Below are 13,888 nucleotides of genomic sequence, written 5' to 3'. Positions count from 1 at the left end.
CGTGCGTCGGGATCCGACTACACGTGGCTGCGGTGCGTGCGCGTCGGCACGGCGCGGTAGCCGTCGCGGGCGGTGACGACGACGGTGCCGGCGATGGCGGAGACGGAGAGGGCGGCGACGGCGATGAGGAAGACGATCATGGTGGAGCTCCTGCGGGAAGACGGACGGCGGCGCATTCCGCCGCACCTCCATGGGACCATCCGCGACCGTTCAGGACAAGCTCATAGTCCTTGCTTTACTGTGTAGCCTGCCTTCATGGACATTCGACGCCTCGAACTGCTCCGCGAGCTCGCCGACCGCGGCAGCGTGGGGGCCGTCGCACGGGCGGCCGGACGCACGCCGTCGGCCGTGTCGCAGCAGCTGAAGGTGCTCGAGCGCGAGGCGGGCGTGCCGCTCACCGAGCGCTCCGGCCGGGGCGTCGTGCTCACCGACGCCGGCCGCGCGCTCGCGCGCACCGCGACCGACATCGCCGTCGCGGTGGCCCGTGCCGAGGCCCTCTGGGAGGACTTCCGGCACCAGCCCTCCGGCGAGGTCACGCTCGCCACGTTCCCGACGGCCGCGCAGATGCTCCTGCCGGGACTGCTCGATCGCGTCGCGGGGATCCCCGACCTCACGCTGCGCGCCAGCGACCGGGATCCGACCTCGGCGGCCTTCGCCGACCTCACGGGCGACTTCGACGTGGTCATCGCGCACTCCCTCGCGGGCGCCGGCACGTGGCGGGGCCTGGGCCTCGTGATCGTGCCCCTGATGGTGGAGCCGCTCGACGTGGCGATGCCGTCCGACCACCGCCTCGCGGGGCGCGCCTCCGTCGGTCCGTCGGACCTCGCCGGCGAGCCGTGGATCGGCGTGCCGCAGGGGCTGCCGTTCGACCGGATCCTCCTCGACATCGAGCAGGCGGTGGGCGCGCCGGCGCGCGTGGTGCAGCGGTTCAGCGACACCCGCATCACGGAGTCGCTCGTGGCCGCGGGCCACGGCATCGCGCTCCTCCCCCGCTACACGGCCGGGCAGCACGACGGCGTGGTCGTGAAGCGGCTCACGGGCGTCGCGTCGAAGCGCCACCTGCACGTGCTGCTGCGCCCCGACCGGGCGGAGCGACCGTCGGTGCGGGCGGTGGTGGACGCGCTCCGGGAGGAGGCGCGGGCGGTGGACGCGCGGGTCAGCGGCGGAGGGTGAGCGTGCGGGCCATGCCGGTCAGCGGGTGGCAGCGGACACCGCGACCGTGCGGGGGGGGGGGGACGCGGGTCAGGTGGCCTCGGCGTCGAACGGCGCCGGCTGCGCGGATGCCGCGGCGGCCTCCCGCTCGAGCCGCTGGCGGCGGGCGACGGTGGTCTCGACGGGGACGCGCGGCTTCGTGACCACGGGCTCGTCCTCGAACAGCGCCTCCTTGATGATGCGGCGCGGGTCGTACTGGCGCGGGTCGAGCTTCTTCCAGTCGACCTCGTCGAACTCCGGGCCGAGCTCGTCGCGCATGCGCTCGCGCGCGCCCGTGGCCATGCGCCTGGCCGCCTTCACGAGGTCGGCGAGCTTCTGCGTGTAGACCGGCAGCCGCTCGGGGCCGAGCAGGAACACGGCGATGATGCCGATGAGCATCAGCTTCTCGAACGTCAGGCCGAACATGATCACAGGCTAGTCGGTCGACGCCGCATTCCCGCCCGCGCGCAGGCGAACGTCAGCGGCCGGGTCGCCGCGGGGGCTGCGCGGACAGGCGCGGGCACCCGCCCGCCGGTCGGGAGGGCGACCGCCGGGCCGATACCCTGGGGACCCGGAAGAGGAGGTGCCGCGTGTCCGACAAGGAGACCGGATGGAAGTTCGCCGAGGACGTCGTCGTGGAGGACGAGCACATCGCCCTCGCGCGCCAGCACTCCCGCGAGCTGGGCATCGAGGCCGTCTCCCCCGCCGTCGGCGCGCAGATCTCGCTCCTCGCCGCGGCCACGCGCGCCACGAGCGTCATCGAGATCGGCACGGGCGCCGGCGTCTCCGGGCTCTGCGTCTTCCGCGGGGCGCCGCGCGCGATCCTCACGAGCATCGACGTCGAGTTCGACCACCAGCAGGCCGCGCGCGAGATCCTCGCCGACGCCGAGGTGCCCGCCAATCGCGTGCGCCTCATCACGGGTCGCGCGCTCGACGTGCTGCCGCGCATGAGCGACGCCAGCTACGACCTCGTGCTGGTGGACGCGGATCCGGCCCAGGTCATCGAGTACGTCGAGCATGGCCTGCGCCTCGCGCGCACGGGCGGCCTCGTCCTCGTCCCGCACGCGCTGTGGCGCGGCCGCGTGCAGAACCCCGCGGCCCGGGACGCGCAGACGGCGGCCTTCCGCACCCTGGTGCAGGAGACGGCGGGATCCGGCGCCGTGGTCGCGTCGCTGTCCCCGGCGGGCGACGGCCTGCTCCAGATCGCCAAGACCGGACGCTGACCGCCGGCTCGTCCGTCCCGCGTCCGCGGGCCTCCGCGCTGCGGATCCCCGGAGGCACCCGGCGCAGACGACACCGCCCGCCCCGTCGTCGACGGGGCGGGCGGTGTCGCGTGATGCGCGTTCCGACTAGCTCGCGCTGGTGACCGCGGCGAGGGCGTCGTGAAGCTCCTTCGCTTCGGCGTCGTTGACGGAGACGACCAGACGGCCGCCACCCTCCAAGGGCACGCGCACGATGATGAGCCGGCCCTCCTTCACGGCCTCCATCGGTCCGTCGCCGGTCCTGGGCTTCATGGCTGCCATTCGGCTCCCCTTTCGTGGATGTGGCTCCATTATCCCGTATGCACAGGCCCCCGCATGAACGCGGGGCGTCGTGCTAGGCCCCGCGAGTCCCTCCGCGTCGGTGGAGGGGGCGCGCGGACGCCCCGGGCGGGGGCGTCACGGCGGCGTCCAGTCCCCCGCGGTGGCCCGCCAGACGAGGTCGATCCAGAGCCACTGGCCGACGACCATCGCGAGCACCACCGCGACGCGGTAGGCACGCGAGCGCGGCACGGCGAGGGCGCCGGCCAGCGGGATCATCGGGAGCAGCAGGCGGAACACGCTCGACTGCGGGAAGAAGACGGCGAGGAGGTAGAGGCCGTAGGAGGCGACCCAGATGCGCAGCTCGGGGCCGAGGGCGCGGACCGAGGGCCGGGTGAGGATGAGGACGAACGCCGCGACGACGCCCAGGACGGCCACGGTGCCGGCCACGCCGCCGATCCAGAAGTCGCCCGCGTCGAACCAGGCCTCGAACGGCACGAGGTGGCGGTAGCCGACGTAGGCGGCCCGCCAGGAGAGCTCCGTGTCGGTGTACGCGGTGATCGAGCCGGTGCGGATCCACGCGACCACCGGCCAGGCCGCCCCGGCCGCTCCCGCCGCGGTCGTCGCGAGGACGAGCCGCGCGCGCTCGCCCGGCGGGAACGGGTCGCGCCGGGCGGTGGCCAGGCGGTGGACGCCGTGCAGCAGGAGCGCGAGCGCGAAGGCGAGCCCGAGCGGCCGGGTGAGCGCCATGACGACCGCGACCGGCGCGAGCATGGCGTAGCGCCGCTCGAAGAGGAGCAGGAGCGCCGTGAGGAGCAGCAGGGTCTGCAGGCTCTCGGCGTACGCGATCTGGAACATCGGCGACACCGGGGCGACGCACACGATCACGACGGCCGTCATGGTCGCCGACGGGGAGAGGGAGCGCGACAGCAGCCGGTGCAGCACGAGGACGGCGCCCGCGCCGGCCACGAGGGACACGGCGACGCCCGCCACGTCGAAGGGCGCGCCGGTGACGTCCTGGATGGCGCGCACCAGCCCCGGGTACACGGGCATGAACGCCCACGGATTGGACTGGACGTGGCCCGCGGCGTCGACGGGCAGCACGGTCGGGTAGCCGAAGGTCGCGATGTCGCGGTACCAGCCGGCGTCCCAGAAGGTCGCGTACTGCAGGTAGGAGGGCGAGGCGGGGGCCCACGGGGTGCGGATCTGGCTCTGCGCGGAGACGAGCATCAGCACGGTGGTGAGGACGCGGCTCGCGAGGTAGACGCCGAGGACCGCAACCCACCACGGGACGCGCGTCGACCGCGCATCCGCCACCAGCTCCCGCGGCGCCGGCCGCCGGGACGGCCGGGTCAGCGCGCCGTCAGCCACGCCCGCAGCCCGCGCTCGCAGGAGACGATCTGGGCGACGTCGACGCGCTCGTCGTCGTGGTGCGCGAGGAGCGGATCCCCGGGGCCGTAGTTGACGGCGGGCACGCCGAGCGCGCTGAAGCGGGCCACGTCGGTCCAGCCGTACTTGGGGCGCGCCTCGCCGCCGACCGCGGCGAGGAAGGGCTGCGCGATCTCGGCGTCGAGCCCGGGGCGGGCGCCCTCGGCGAGGTCGACGACCGTGACCTCGAAGCCGGGGAACAGGCCCGTCACGTGCGCGACGGCCTCGGCGCCCGAGCGGCTCGGCGCGAAGCGGTAGTTGACGTGCACCATCGCCTCGTCGGGGATCACGTTGCCGGCGATGCCGCCCGAGACGCCGACGGCGTTGAGCCCCTCGCGGTAGACGAGCCCGTCGACCTCCACCTCGCGCGGCTCGTATGCGGCCAGGGTCGCGAGCACGGGCGCGATGCGGTGGATGGCGTTGTCGCCCACCCAGGCGCGGGCGGAGTGCGAGCGCCTCCCGAACGCGCGGACCTCGACACGGAGGTTGCCGTTGCAGCCGCCCTCGATCTCGGCGCGCGTGGGCTCGCCGAGGATCGCGAAGTCGCCCTCGAGGAGCTCGGGGCGGGTGCGGGCGAGGCGTCCGAGGCCGTTGAGGCTGTCGGAGACCTCCTCGTGGTCGTACCAGATCCACGTCACGTCGTAGGCGGGATCCGCGAGCTCGGCCGCGAGCACCAGCTGCACGGCGACGCCCGCCTTCATATCGACCGTGCCGCGGCCCCAGAGGTACTCGACGCCGTCCTCGTGCTCGGTGCGCGTGGGCAGGTTGCGGTTGAGGGGCACGGTGTCGATGTGGCCGGCGATGACGACGCGGCGGTCGCGGCCGAGGTGCGTGCGGGCGATGACGGCGTCGCCGTCGCGGAGCACCTCGAGGTGCGCGCAGCCCGCGAGCGCGCGCTCGATGGCGTCGGCGAGCTGGGCCTCGTCGCCGGACACGGACTCGATGTCGCAGATGACGCGGGTGACCTCCACGCTCCCGGCGGTCAGGTCGATCTCGGGCGCGGCGGGGGTCTCGGTCGGCATGCGGATCATCCTAAGTCGGGGGCCGACGCCCGTCCTGGGGAGGACCGGGGAGGGCGCGCGCCGATCGGTACGCTGGCCGCATGGCCTCCCCTGCTTCGCCCGCGTCCCCCCTGCCCGCCTCCGGATCCGCCTGGGGCTACGGCCTCGCGACGGTCGCCTCCGACGGGACGGTGCTCGACACGTGGTTCCCGGCGCCCGAGCTCGGCACCCTGCCCGCGGGCCGCGACCGCTGGATCGCGCCGGCGTGGATCGAGGAGCTCGCGGTCGCGGACCCCCGCCGCGGCGTGACGGTCGACATCGTCACCGTCGAGATCGACCTGCAGACCCCACCCGCGTCGACGTCCGACGCGTACCTCCGCCTGCACCTGCTCAGCCACCTGCTCGTCGCGCCGAACACGCTGGCCCTCGACGGGATCTTCGGCCATCTCCCCATCGTCGTCTGGACGAACGCCGGCCCCGTGCACCCGGACGACTTCGACCGGCTCCGGCCGTCGCTGCAGCGCGCGGGGATCGCCGCGCACGGCGTCGACAAGTTCCCGCGCCTGCTCGACTACGTCACGCCCGACCGCGTCCGCATCGCCGACGCCTCGCGCGTGCGCCTCGGCGCGCACCTCGCCCCCGGCACCACCGTGATGCACGAGGGCTTCGTCAACTTCAACGCCGGCACGCTCGGCGCCTCCATGGTCGAGGGGCGGATCACGCAGGGCGTCGTCGTGGGCGACGGCTCGGACATCGGCGGGGGCGCGTCCATCATGGGCACCCTCTCGGGTGGGGGGACGCAGCGGGTCGTCATCGGCGAGCGGGCGCTCCTCGGCGCGAACTCGGGCGTCGGCATCTCCATCGGCGACGACAGCGTGGTGGAGGCCGGCCTCTACGTCACCGCGGGCACGAAGGTGCGGCTCGCGGGCGAGGCGCCCGACGCCGACGGGGACGTGCCGCAGGTCAAGGCCGTGGAGCTGTCCGGGCGGCCCGGCATCCTCTTCCGCCGCAACTCCCTCACGGGCGCGGTCGAGGCGGTGCCGCGCCGCGGCGGCGGGTCGATCCTCAACGACGCGCTGCACGCCTAGCGGCGCTGACCGCGGGAGGCCCGGTCCGAACGGTCGGTCGTCAGCGACGCAGGCCCCGGCGGCGCGCCGGTGCGGGCGCCCCGGAGGCCGGCTCGATCCCGAGGACGTCGACCACCACGGCCGTGACGTTGTCGCGTCCCCCGTTCGCGAGGGCGCCCCGCACGAGCCGCTGGACGGCGGTGGCGGCGTCGTCCGCGTGCAGCAGGTGGCCCCGGATGTCCGCGTCCGGCAGCTCCTTCGTCAGCCCGTCGGAGCAGACCAGGAGCCGCAGCCGCGCGGTGACCGGCAGCAGCCAGTAGTCGGCCTCCGCCGCGTCGCCGACCCCCACCGCGCGCGTGATGATGTTGCCGTCCGGGTGCCGGTCGGCCTGCGCGCGCGTGATCCGGCCCGCGTCCACCATCTCCTGCACCACCGAGTGGTCGACCGTGACCTGCTCGAGCACGTCGCCCCGCAGCTGGTAGACGCGCGAGTCGCCCACGTTGAAGACGGCCCAGTACGGCCGGTCGGACACGATGGTGAGGCAGGCGCCCGTGACGGTCGTGCCCGCGTGCAGCTCGAGGTCGCCGGTCTCCTCGCGGATGTCCTCGACGGCGCGCTCCAGCGCGGGCTCCACGCCCTCGGGATCCGCGAAGCCGCCCTCGGCGCGCGCCTGCTCCTCGGCGAGGCGGCGGATCACGGCATCGCTCGCGACGTCGCCCGCCGCGTGGCCGCCCATGCCGTCCGCCACCGCGAAGTAGGGGACGGCGGCGAGGACGCTGTCCTCGTTGTGGTCGCGGCGGAGCCCCCGGTCGGTGGCCGACGCCCATCCGAGCACGAGGGTCCGCCCGTCGGGCAGGGCGAGGCGCGCCTCGGGGACGTCGGGGCCGATGGCGGTCATCGGGCCGGCAGGATCTCGAGGACGACGCCGTCGCCGACGTCCACGCGCGTGCCGGGGACGACCACGAGCGACTCCCCGCGGTGCAGCGCGAGGCGCTCGGCGCCGGGGACGAGCACCGCCGTGCCGTTCGTGGAGTCCAGGTCGGTCACGACGACCGCGCCGCCCTCCTGGCGGATCCCGAGGTGCGTGCTCGAGACCTCGCCGAGCGGGGACGGGACGGTGACGAGGCGCGGGGCGGCGCCGCGGACGACCCGCGGCGGGCGCGGGCGGCGACCGATGACGGCGGGCACGTCGAGGGGGATGCGCTCCGGGTCGGAGGACCGCGTGGCACGGGCGGGCGCCCCGGGGTCGATGCGGCCGGTCTCGTCCGCCGGCACGATGCGGAAGGCGTGGACGGGAAGCGGAGCGGCCTGGCCCTCGTCGGCCGGCGCCGTGGGGATCGCGGCGGTCGCGACGGCGGCCTGCCGGGCGCGCGCGGAGGCCTCGGAGACGGGGGGCGCGACGACGGGGTCGGACCCGGTGGCGTCGGCCGGCTCCGCGGCGACGGCCGGTGGCTCGGCGGCGGCGTCCGGGCCCGCGTGGGCGCCGCGGTGACGGCGGCCGGACGACGGGGCGTTCCCGGCGCCCCGCGACCAGGCGACCTGCCCGCAGGCGACGGCGCCCGCCACGATCGGCAGGGCGTCGACGACGTCGGCCGCGACGCCGTCGACGGCCCGGCCTAACCGGTAGGCGACGACGCGGTCGAGGGTCGCGAGGTAGAAGGGGACGGCGCCCCGCGCGTCGATCCGGCGGACCTCGCCGTCGGCGGCGACGTCGATGACGGCGTCGCCGCGGAGCACGACCTGCAGGCGCGCGCCGTCGGGCCCGTCCTCGTCGTGGACCGCGATGCCGAACGACGCGACCTCCGCGTCGCCCCGCAGCGGCAGCGCCGCGACGAGGGACTCGGCGCGCACGTCGGATCCGGCGAGCGTCTCCCAGACCCGCGCGACCGCGTCGGGGGCGACCCCCGCTGGCAGGAGCACCGCGGCGTGGGGCACGACCACGCCGACGCCCGCAGGACCCGCGGAGGCCGGCGCGGAACGGTGGGAGCCCTCGCTCACGTCATCGGCTCCATCGAGGATCGGCGCCCGGAGGGGCGGTCGGCGCCGGGCCCCGGGCGGCCGGACGCGCTGACTCGGATCCTACCGCCCGCGCGCCCCGCACCGGGGGCGTGCGGCGGTGGCGGGATGCGTCGGACGATCCCCGCGGTCCCGGTGTCCGCGAGCGACGGATCCGGTTGCCCGGCCTCCGTCGGACTGCCATGCTCGGACGATGAGCACGCCGCACCGCCCCTCCGCACGCGGGCTCCCCGTCGACGCGATCTCGCGTTCCATCGTGGAGCAGCTCCGCGCCGACGGCCGCCGGTCGTACGCGGAGATCGGCAAGGCCGTCGGGCTCAGCGAGGCGGCCGTCCGCCAGCGGGTGCAGAAGCTCACCGACGGCGGGGTGATCCGCATCGTCGCGCTCACGGATCCGCAGCAGCTCGGCCTCACCCGCCAGGCGATGATCGGCGTGACCGTCAGCGGCGACGTGCGCCTGGTCGCGGACGCCCTCGCCGCCATCCCGGCCGTGGACTACGTGGTCATCACCGCCGGCACCTTTGACCTCCTCGCCGAGGTCGTGTGCGAGGACGACGACGAGCTGGTGGAGCTGCTGAACGCGCGCATCCGGGCGCTCGAGGGCGTCGTGAGCACCGAGACCTTCGTGTACCTCAAGGTGCACACGCAGGACGGGCACGGGCGCTCGCGGTGACGCGGGAGACGCCCGGCCGGCTCCTCCCCCGGCCATGCGGACGGCGCGGATCCCCCAGCCGTCGACCCGCGCGGGACGCCCGCCACGCAGCCCCTACGTTCGCCGCATGACCGCTCCCCCCGCTCCCGCCGCCGCTCCCGCCGCCCGCCCGCGGGCGCTCCCCGTCGATGCGCCCCCGCGCATGCCTCCCGGGCGCGGCACCCTCCCGCCCGGGCACGCGCTGCTGCGGATCCCCTCCCCCGTCGGACGCCTCGAGCTCGTCGCGGACGGCGACCGCGTGGTCGCCCTCTCCATCGCCACCGCCGATGCGCTGCCGCTCGACCACCTGCCCGACCGCTCGAGCCCGGTGCTCGACGAGGCCGCCCGGCAGCTCGAGGCGCACCTCGCGGGCCGCCTGCCGGTCCTCGACGTCCCGGTGCGCCTCGTCGGGACGCCGTTCCAGGTCGCCGTGTGGGAGGCGCTCCTGCGCGTGCCGTACGGCGGGGTCGTCACGTACGGCGCGCTGGCGCACGCCGCCGGGCGTCCGGGCGGTGCCCGCGCCGTCGGCGGCGCGGTCGGAGCGAACCGGCTCTGCATCCTGGTGCCCTGCCACCGGGTCCTCGGCTCCGACGGCCGGGTCACGGGCTTCAGCGCCGGGGACGGCGTGGCCACGAAGCTGCGCCTGCTCGCCCTCGAGGGCTCGGTGCTGCCGTCATGACCCGCGCGTCCCTGGTCACGGGCGAGGACGGCCTGGTCCGCTGCGCGTGGTCGGCGGCCGACGCCGAGTACCGCAGGTACCACGACGAGGAGTGGGGCCGGCCCCTGCACGGCGATCGCCCCCTGTTCGAGAAGCTGTCCCTGGAGGGCTTCCAGGCCGGGCTCGCGTGGATCACCATCCTCCGCAAGCGCCCCCGGTTCCGGGAGGTCTTCCACGGCTTCGACCTCGACGCGGTCGCCGCCCTGGACGACGACGACGTCGAGCGGCTCATGGGCGACGCCGGCATCATCCGCAACCGCGCGAAGATCCTGGCGGCCCGCGGCAACGCGCGCGTGGTCCGGGCGCTGGTCGACGAGCGCGGCGACGGCGCCCTGGACCGCCTGATCTGGGCGCACGCCGCGGATCCGACGACGCGCCGGCGCCCCGCGACCGCGAACGACATCCCGGCGGTCACGCCCGAGTCCACCGCCCTCAGCCGGGAGCTCAAGGCGCTCGGGCTCCGCTTCGTGGGACCGACCACCGTCTACGCGCTCATGCAGTCCTCCGGACTCGTCGACGACCACGTCGTCGGCTGCCACCGGGCCGCCTGATCCCGCCGCGACCGGTCGGCTCCGAACGCCACGCGAGCCCGGCTCCGACGCCGGGGACGTGCCGCGATCCGCCGGGACCGCGGGTGCGGCATGCGGCCGGTCGAGCGTCAGCGGGAGGCGGTCACGAGCACCAGCTCGCCGTCGGCGCCGCGGTCGAGCTCGATGCCGGACTCCCGGGCCCACTCGAGGAGCTCGGCCACCGTGCCGAGGTCGCGCCCACCCCGCACGAGGGCCCGGACGAGCTCGCCCTTGGCCTTCTTGTTGAAGTGGTTGAGCGCGCGCACGGTGCCGTCCTCCCCGCGAGCGACGACGCGCACGACGGCCGAGTCCGCGTGGCCCGGTCGCGGCCCCAGCGCCGCGTAGCCCTCGCTGCGGAGGTCGAGCACGAGTCCGGGCACCTCGGCCAGGGCCGCGCAGACGGAGGCCGACCAGTGCGCCTTCATCCGCACGCCCGGCACCCGGCTGTCGTGCGACAGCCGGTACGCGGGGATGGGGTCGGTCGCGGCGACGGGCCCGAAGAGCGCCGAGTGGACGGCCACGTGGCGCCCGGCGAAGGCGAGCTGCTCCGCGTCGAGGGCCGCGGCGCCGATGGGGTCGTAGAGGACGCCCGTGTAGCGCAGGAGCGCGGGCATCGTGGGCGACGACTCCACGACGCGGTTCCGCTCCACCTCGGCGGCCTGCCGCGGCCCCAGCTTCAGCGCCCGCGCCGCCGCCTCCGGATCCCGGGCGAGATCCGCCACCGCACGCACCACGGCCCGCCGCTCCTCCGTCAGCGCGGGGAAGGCGAGCCGGTCGAGGTCGAGCCGGGAGCCGGGATCCCCTCCGTCGCGCTTGGTCTCGGACGGCGGCAGCAGGACGAGCACGGGACGGGACCTCCAGGACGGGGACGGACGGTGGACGGGGACGGACGGAGGGCGGACGGGCGAGTGTCGGGCGCAGAGACGGCACCCGCACCGACGACAGCCGGACGCACGAAGGCGGACGGCCCCCGAGGGGACCGTCCGCCTTCGGACGATGCGAGGCGACGCTACGCGACCAGAGCGGCCTTGCGCGCGACCACGGTCACGTTGTCGTTCTCGACCGAGAGGAAGCCCTCGTCGGCGTCCGCGGTGATCACGGCGCCGCCGTCCTGCGTGATGCGGACGTTGCCGGTCGCGAGGATCGCCAGGAGCGGCTCGTGACCGGCGAGGATGCCGATCTCGCCCTCGCTGGTGCGCGCGACGACCATGGACGCCTGACCGGACCAGACCTGCTGGTCGGCCGACACCACGGTCACCGTGAGATCAGCGCGGGCCATGTCAGCCGTTCTCCTTCTGGATCTCGGACCAGCGGCGGTCGACGTCGTCGAGGTCGCCGACGTTGAAGAACGCCTGCTCGGCGACGTGGTCGTAGTCGCCGTCGGCGATCTTCGAGAACGACTCGATGGTGTTCTTCAGCGGGACGGTCGAGCCCTCGACGCCCGTGAACTTCTTCGCCATGTACGTGTTCTGCGAGAGGAACTGCTGGATGCGGCGGGCACGGGAGACCGTGACCTTGTCCTCCTCGGAGAGCTCGTCGACGCCGAGGATCGCGATGATCTCCTGGAGCTCCTTGTTCTTCTGCAGGATCGCCTTGACGCGGGTGGCCGTGTCGTAGTGCGCCTGGCCCAGGTACCGCGGGTCGAGGATGCGGCTCGTGGACGTCAGCGGGTCGACGGCCGGGTAGAGGCCGCGCGAGGCGATCTCGCGGCTGAGCTCCGTGGTCGCGTCGAGGTGCGCGAACGTGGTGGCCGGTGCCGGGTCGGTGTAGTCGTCCGCGGGGACGTAGATGGCCTGCAGCGACGTGATGCTGTGGCCGCGGGTCGACGTGATGCGCTCCTGGAGCACGCCCATCTCGTCGGCGAGGTTCGGCTGGTAGCCCACCGCGGACGGCATGCGGCCGAGCAGCGTGGAGACCTCGGAGCCGGCCTGCGTGAAGCGGAAGATGTTGTCGATGAAGAGCAGCACGTCCTGGTTCTGCACGTCGCGGAAGTACTCCGCCATCGTGAGCGCGGACAGGGCCACGCGGAGGCGCGTTCCCGGCGGCTCGTCCATCTGGCCGAAGACCAACGCGGTCTTGTCGAAGACGCCGGCCTCCTCCATCTCCATGATGAGGTCGTTGCCCTCACGGGTGCGCTCGCCGACGCCGGCGAACACGGACACGCCGCCGTGGTCCTGCGCGACGCGCTGGATCATCTCCTGGATGAGGACGGTCTTGCCGACGCCCGCGCCGCCGAACAGGCCGATCTTGCCGCCCTGCACGTACGGGGTGAGGAGGTCGATGACCTTGATGCCGGTCTCGAACAGCTGCGTCTTGGACTCGAGCTGGTCGAACATCGGGGGCTTGCGGTGGATGGGCCAGCGCTCGGTGATCTCGATCGGCTCGCCGCCGACGTTGTTGAGCACGTCGCCGGTGACGTTGAAGACCTTGCCCTTGGTGATGTCGCCGACGGGGACCGAGATGGCCTCGCCGGTGTCGCGCACCTCCTGGCCGCGGACGAGGCCGTCCGTGGGCTTGAGGGCGATCGCGCGGACCAGGTCGTCGCCGAGGTGCTGGGCGACCTCGAGCGTGATCTCGGTCGACTCCTCGCCGATGGTGATCGTGGTCTTGAGGGCGTTGTAGACCATGGGGATCGAGTCGTGCGGGAACTCGATGTCCACGACCGGGCCGGTGACGCGTGCGATGCGTCCGACGCCGGCCACCCTGTCGGTGTCGACCGGCGCAGTGGCGGTGTCAGTCATTGTCTCTCTCTTCTTTCGTGAAGCGTAGGAAGCGTTACTTGCTGGAGGCGAGCGCGTCCGCGCCGCCGACGATCTCGGAGATCTGCTGGGTGATCTCGGTCTGTCGCGCGTTGTTGCGGAGCCGCGTGTAGGTGGTCACGAGCTTGTCGGCGTTGTCGCTCGCCGACTTCATGGCCTTCTGGCGCGCGGCGTGCTCGGAGGCGGCCGACTGCAGCATCGCGTTGAAGATGCGGCTCTCGATGTAGACGGGCAGCAGCGCGTCGAGCACGTCGCCCACCTCGGGCTCGAACTCGTAGAGCGGGAGGACGGTGCCCTGCTCGGGCGCCTCGACCCCCTCGACGACCTCGAGCGGGAGGAGACGGACGACCTCGGGCTTCTGCGTGGCGATCGAGACGAAGCGGTTGAAGACGATGTGGATCTCGTCCACGCCGCCCTCGGACGCCGGCGTCACGAACTTCTCCACGAGGGCGTCGCCGATCGACTTCGCGGTCTCGAACTCGGGCTTCTCGGTGCTGCCGGTCCAGATGCGCTCCGAGTCCCGCTTGCGGAATTTGAAGTACCCGACGGCCTTGCGGCCGACGAGGTAGTAGACGATCTCCTTGCCCTGCGAGCGGAGGAGCTCGGCGAGCTGCTCCGACTCCTTCAGGACGCTGGAGCTGAACGCGCCGGCGAGGCCGCGGTCGGAGGCGAAGACGACGATCGCCGCCCGCTCCACCTTCTCGGGCTCGGTCGTGAGGATGTGGTCGACGTTCGAGAACGTCGCCACCGCCGAGACCGCGCGCGTGACGGCGCGGGAGTACGGCGCGGACGCCGCCATCCGCTGCTGCGCCTTCTGGATGCGCGACGCGGAGATCAGCTCCATCGCGCGGGTGATCTTCTTCGTCGTCTGCGCGGACTTGATCTTCTGCGTGTAGACCCGGAGTTGCGCTCCCATGAGTCTCCCTAT

Annotated in this window: 17 protein-coding genes; 6 read left to right on the top strand and 11 right to left on the bottom strand. The window is 74.1% G+C overall.

The features are described from left to right. Nucleotides 1-17 precede the first annotated feature (17 nt). On the bottom strand, nucleotides 18-140 hold the full coding sequence (locus FGG90_RS16110; RefSeq protein ID WP_272930229.1) for a hypothetical protein: 123 nt from the start codon (nucleotides 138-140) through the stop codon (nucleotides 18-20). A 115-nt stretch (nucleotides 141-255) separates the two neighbouring features. Here FGG90_RS16110 and FGG90_RS01775 point away from each other — a divergent pair, with 115 nt between their 5' ends. After that, nucleotides 256-1,173: a LysR family transcriptional regulator gene (locus FGG90_RS01775; protein WP_094130998.1), complete on the top strand. Its 918-nt coding sequence runs from the start codon at nucleotides 256-258 to the stop codon at nucleotides 1,171-1,173. Nucleotides 1,174-1,242: 69 nt separating this feature from the next. Here FGG90_RS01775 and FGG90_RS01770 read toward each other — a convergent pair whose 3' ends face one another. Then, on the bottom strand, nucleotides 1,243-1,617 hold the full coding sequence (locus tag FGG90_RS01770; protein ID WP_053775682.1) for a Sec-independent protein translocase family protein: 375 nt from the start codon (nucleotides 1,615-1,617) through the stop codon (nucleotides 1,243-1,245). Between the two features lie 164 nt (nucleotides 1,618-1,781). Between FGG90_RS01770 and FGG90_RS01765 the strand changes: the two genes are divergently transcribed. Beyond that, on the top strand, nucleotides 1,782-2,414 hold the full coding sequence (locus tag FGG90_RS01765) for an O-methyltransferase (protein WP_094131000.1): 633 nt from the start codon (nucleotides 1,782-1,784) through the stop codon (nucleotides 2,412-2,414). A gap of 126 nt (nucleotides 2,415-2,540) precedes the next feature. On the opposite strand, the gene FGG90_RS01760 is transcribed toward FGG90_RS01765, so the two are convergent. From FGG90_RS01760 to dapE, 3 genes are all read right to left on the bottom strand, one after another. Beyond that, nucleotides 2,541-2,714: a DUF3117 domain-containing protein gene (locus FGG90_RS01760; protein ID WP_012037866.1), complete on the bottom strand. Its 174-nt coding sequence runs from the start codon at nucleotides 2,712-2,714 to the stop codon at nucleotides 2,541-2,543. Nucleotides 2,715-2,849: 135 nt separating this feature from the next. Further along, nucleotides 2,850-4,082, bottom strand: coding sequence for a hypothetical protein (locus tag FGG90_RS01755; protein ID WP_094131002.1), 1,233 nt, complete (start codon nucleotides 4,080-4,082; stop codon nucleotides 2,850-2,852). Next, a complete protein-coding gene (gene dapE / locus FGG90_RS01750) occupies nucleotides 4,064-5,161 on the bottom strand; it encodes a succinyl-diaminopimelate desuccinylase (protein WP_094131004.1) in 1,098 nt (365 codons plus the stop codon). The genes FGG90_RS01755 and dapE overlap by 19 nt, the downstream gene beginning before the upstream one ends. Before the next feature lie 80 nt (nucleotides 5,162-5,241). Between dapE and dapD the strand changes: the two genes are divergently transcribed. Then, complete coding sequence (dapD, locus tag FGG90_RS01745) at nucleotides 5,242-6,228, top strand: 2,3,4,5-tetrahydropyridine-2,6-dicarboxylate N-succinyltransferase (RefSeq protein WP_094131006.1); 987 nt, start codon at nucleotides 5,242-5,244, stop codon at nucleotides 6,226-6,228. Nucleotides 6,229-6,268: 40 nt separating this feature from the next. Here dapD and FGG90_RS01740 read toward each other — a convergent pair whose 3' ends face one another. Together FGG90_RS01740 and FGG90_RS01735 are read right to left on the bottom strand one after the other, a co-directional pair. Further along, on the bottom strand, nucleotides 6,269-7,105 hold the full coding sequence (locus tag FGG90_RS01740) for a PP2C family protein-serine/threonine phosphatase (RefSeq protein ID WP_094131008.1): 837 nt from the start codon (nucleotides 7,103-7,105) through the stop codon (nucleotides 6,269-6,271). Then, nucleotides 7,102-8,205 carry an FHA domain-containing protein gene (locus FGG90_RS01735; RefSeq protein WP_094131010.1) on the bottom strand — a complete coding sequence of 368 codons (1,104 nt, stop codon included), beginning with the start codon at nucleotides 8,203-8,205 and terminating at the stop codon, nucleotides 7,102-7,104. Before FGG90_RS01735 ends, FGG90_RS01740 begins: the two co-directional genes overlap by 4 nt. 211 nt (nucleotides 8,206-8,416) lie before the next feature. On the opposite strand from FGG90_RS01735, the gene FGG90_RS01730 reads away from it, so the two are divergent. The 3 genes from FGG90_RS01730 to FGG90_RS01720 all read left to right on the top strand — a co-directional run bounded on the left by FGG90_RS01730 (nucleotide 8,417) and on the right by FGG90_RS01720 (nucleotide 10,183). Then, entirely contained in the window at nucleotides 8,417-8,896 is a 480-nt protein-coding gene (locus FGG90_RS01730) for an Lrp/AsnC family transcriptional regulator (protein WP_063072906.1), read from the top strand. A 106-nt stretch (nucleotides 8,897-9,002) separates the two neighbouring features. Next, nucleotides 9,003-9,593 (top strand): methylated-DNA--[protein]-cysteine S-methyltransferase, encoded by a 591-nt coding sequence (locus FGG90_RS01725; protein WP_094131012.1) that lies wholly within the window; start codon nucleotides 9,003-9,005, stop codon nucleotides 9,591-9,593. After that, nucleotides 9,590-10,183 (top strand): DNA-3-methyladenine glycosylase I, encoded by a 594-nt coding sequence (locus tag FGG90_RS01720; RefSeq protein ID WP_094131014.1) that lies wholly within the window; start codon nucleotides 9,590-9,592, stop codon nucleotides 10,181-10,183. The genes FGG90_RS01725 and FGG90_RS01720 overlap by 4 nt, the downstream gene beginning before the upstream one ends. Nucleotides 10,184-10,290: 107 nt before the next feature. Here FGG90_RS01720 and yaaA read toward each other — a convergent pair whose 3' ends face one another. The 4 genes from yaaA to FGG90_RS01700 form a co-directional block, all read right to left on the bottom strand. Next, on the bottom strand, nucleotides 10,291-11,046 hold the full coding sequence (yaaA, locus tag FGG90_RS01715) for a peroxide stress protein YaaA (protein WP_094131016.1): 756 nt from the start codon (nucleotides 11,044-11,046) through the stop codon (nucleotides 10,291-10,293). 164 nt (nucleotides 11,047-11,210) lie between these two features. Further along, nucleotides 11,211-11,480 (bottom strand): F0F1 ATP synthase subunit epsilon, encoded by a 270-nt coding sequence (locus FGG90_RS01710; protein ID WP_012037856.1) that lies wholly within the window; start codon nucleotides 11,478-11,480, stop codon nucleotides 11,211-11,213. Between the two features lies 1 nt (nucleotide 11,481). Continuing rightward, the gene (gene atpD / locus FGG90_RS01705) at nucleotides 11,482-12,942 is read right to left on the bottom strand and encodes a F0F1 ATP synthase subunit beta (protein ID WP_086517407.1); all 1,461 of its coding nucleotides are present in this window, start codon (nucleotides 12,940-12,942) and stop codon (nucleotides 11,482-11,484) included. Between the two features lie 34 nt (nucleotides 12,943-12,976). Next, nucleotides 12,977-13,876, bottom strand: coding sequence for a F0F1 ATP synthase subunit gamma (locus FGG90_RS01700; RefSeq protein WP_094131018.1), 900 nt, complete (start codon nucleotides 13,874-13,876; stop codon nucleotides 12,977-12,979). Nucleotides 13,877-13,888 lie beyond the last annotated feature (12 nt).

The organism is Clavibacter michiganensis subsp. tessellarius (genome assembly GCF_021922985.1).
GTDB lineage: Bacteria > Actinomycetota > Actinomycetes > Actinomycetales > Microbacteriaceae > Clavibacter > Clavibacter tessellarius.
Note: the sequence above shows the minus strand (reverse complement) of the source record. Positions and strands in the feature narration are given on the sequence as shown.

Coding starts and splice junctions, on each gene's coding strand:
- FGG90_RS01710 (WP_012037856.1), bottom strand. CDS start 11,480: ATGGCCCGCGCTGATCTCACGGTGACCGTGGTGTCGGCCGACCAGCAG.
- FGG90_RS01775 (WP_094130998.1), top strand. CDS start 256: ATGGACATTCGACGCCTCGAACTGCTCCGCGAGCTCGCCGACCGCGGC.
- FGG90_RS01700 (WP_094131018.1), bottom strand. CDS start 13,876: ATGGGAGCGCAACTCCGGGTCTACACGCAGAAGATCAAGTCCGCGCAG.
- FGG90_RS01720 (WP_094131014.1), top strand. CDS start 9,590: ATGACCCGCGCGTCCCTGGTCACGGGCGAGGACGGCCTGGTCCGCTGC.
- dapD (WP_094131006.1), top strand. CDS start 5,242: ATGGCCTCCCCTGCTTCGCCCGCGTCCCCCCTGCCCGCCTCCGGATCC.
- FGG90_RS01725 (WP_094131012.1), top strand. CDS start 9,003: ATGACCGCTCCCCCCGCTCCCGCCGCCGCTCCCGCCGCCCGCCCGCGG.
- FGG90_RS01740 (WP_094131008.1), bottom strand. CDS start 7,105: ATGACCGCCATCGGCCCCGACGTCCCCGAGGCGCGCCTCGCCCTGCCC.
- atpD (WP_086517407.1), bottom strand. CDS start 12,942: ATGACTGACACCGCCACTGCGCCGGTCGACACCGACAGGGTGGCCGGC.
- FGG90_RS01760 (WP_012037866.1), bottom strand. CDS start 2,714: ATGGCAGCCATGAAGCCCAGGACCGGCGACGGACCGATGGAGGCCGTG.
- FGG90_RS01730 (WP_063072906.1), top strand. CDS start 8,417: ATGAGCACGCCGCACCGCCCCTCCGCACGCGGGCTCCCCGTCGACGCG.
- FGG90_RS01770 (WP_053775682.1), bottom strand. CDS start 1,617: ATGTTCGGCCTGACGTTCGAGAAGCTGATGCTCATCGGCATCATCGCC.
- FGG90_RS16110 (WP_272930229.1), bottom strand. CDS start 140: ATGATCGTCTTCCTCATCGCCGTCGCCGCCCTCTCCGTCTCCGCCATC.
- dapE (WP_094131004.1), bottom strand. CDS start 5,161: ATGCCGACCGAGACCCCCGCCGCGCCCGAGATCGACCTGACCGCCGGG.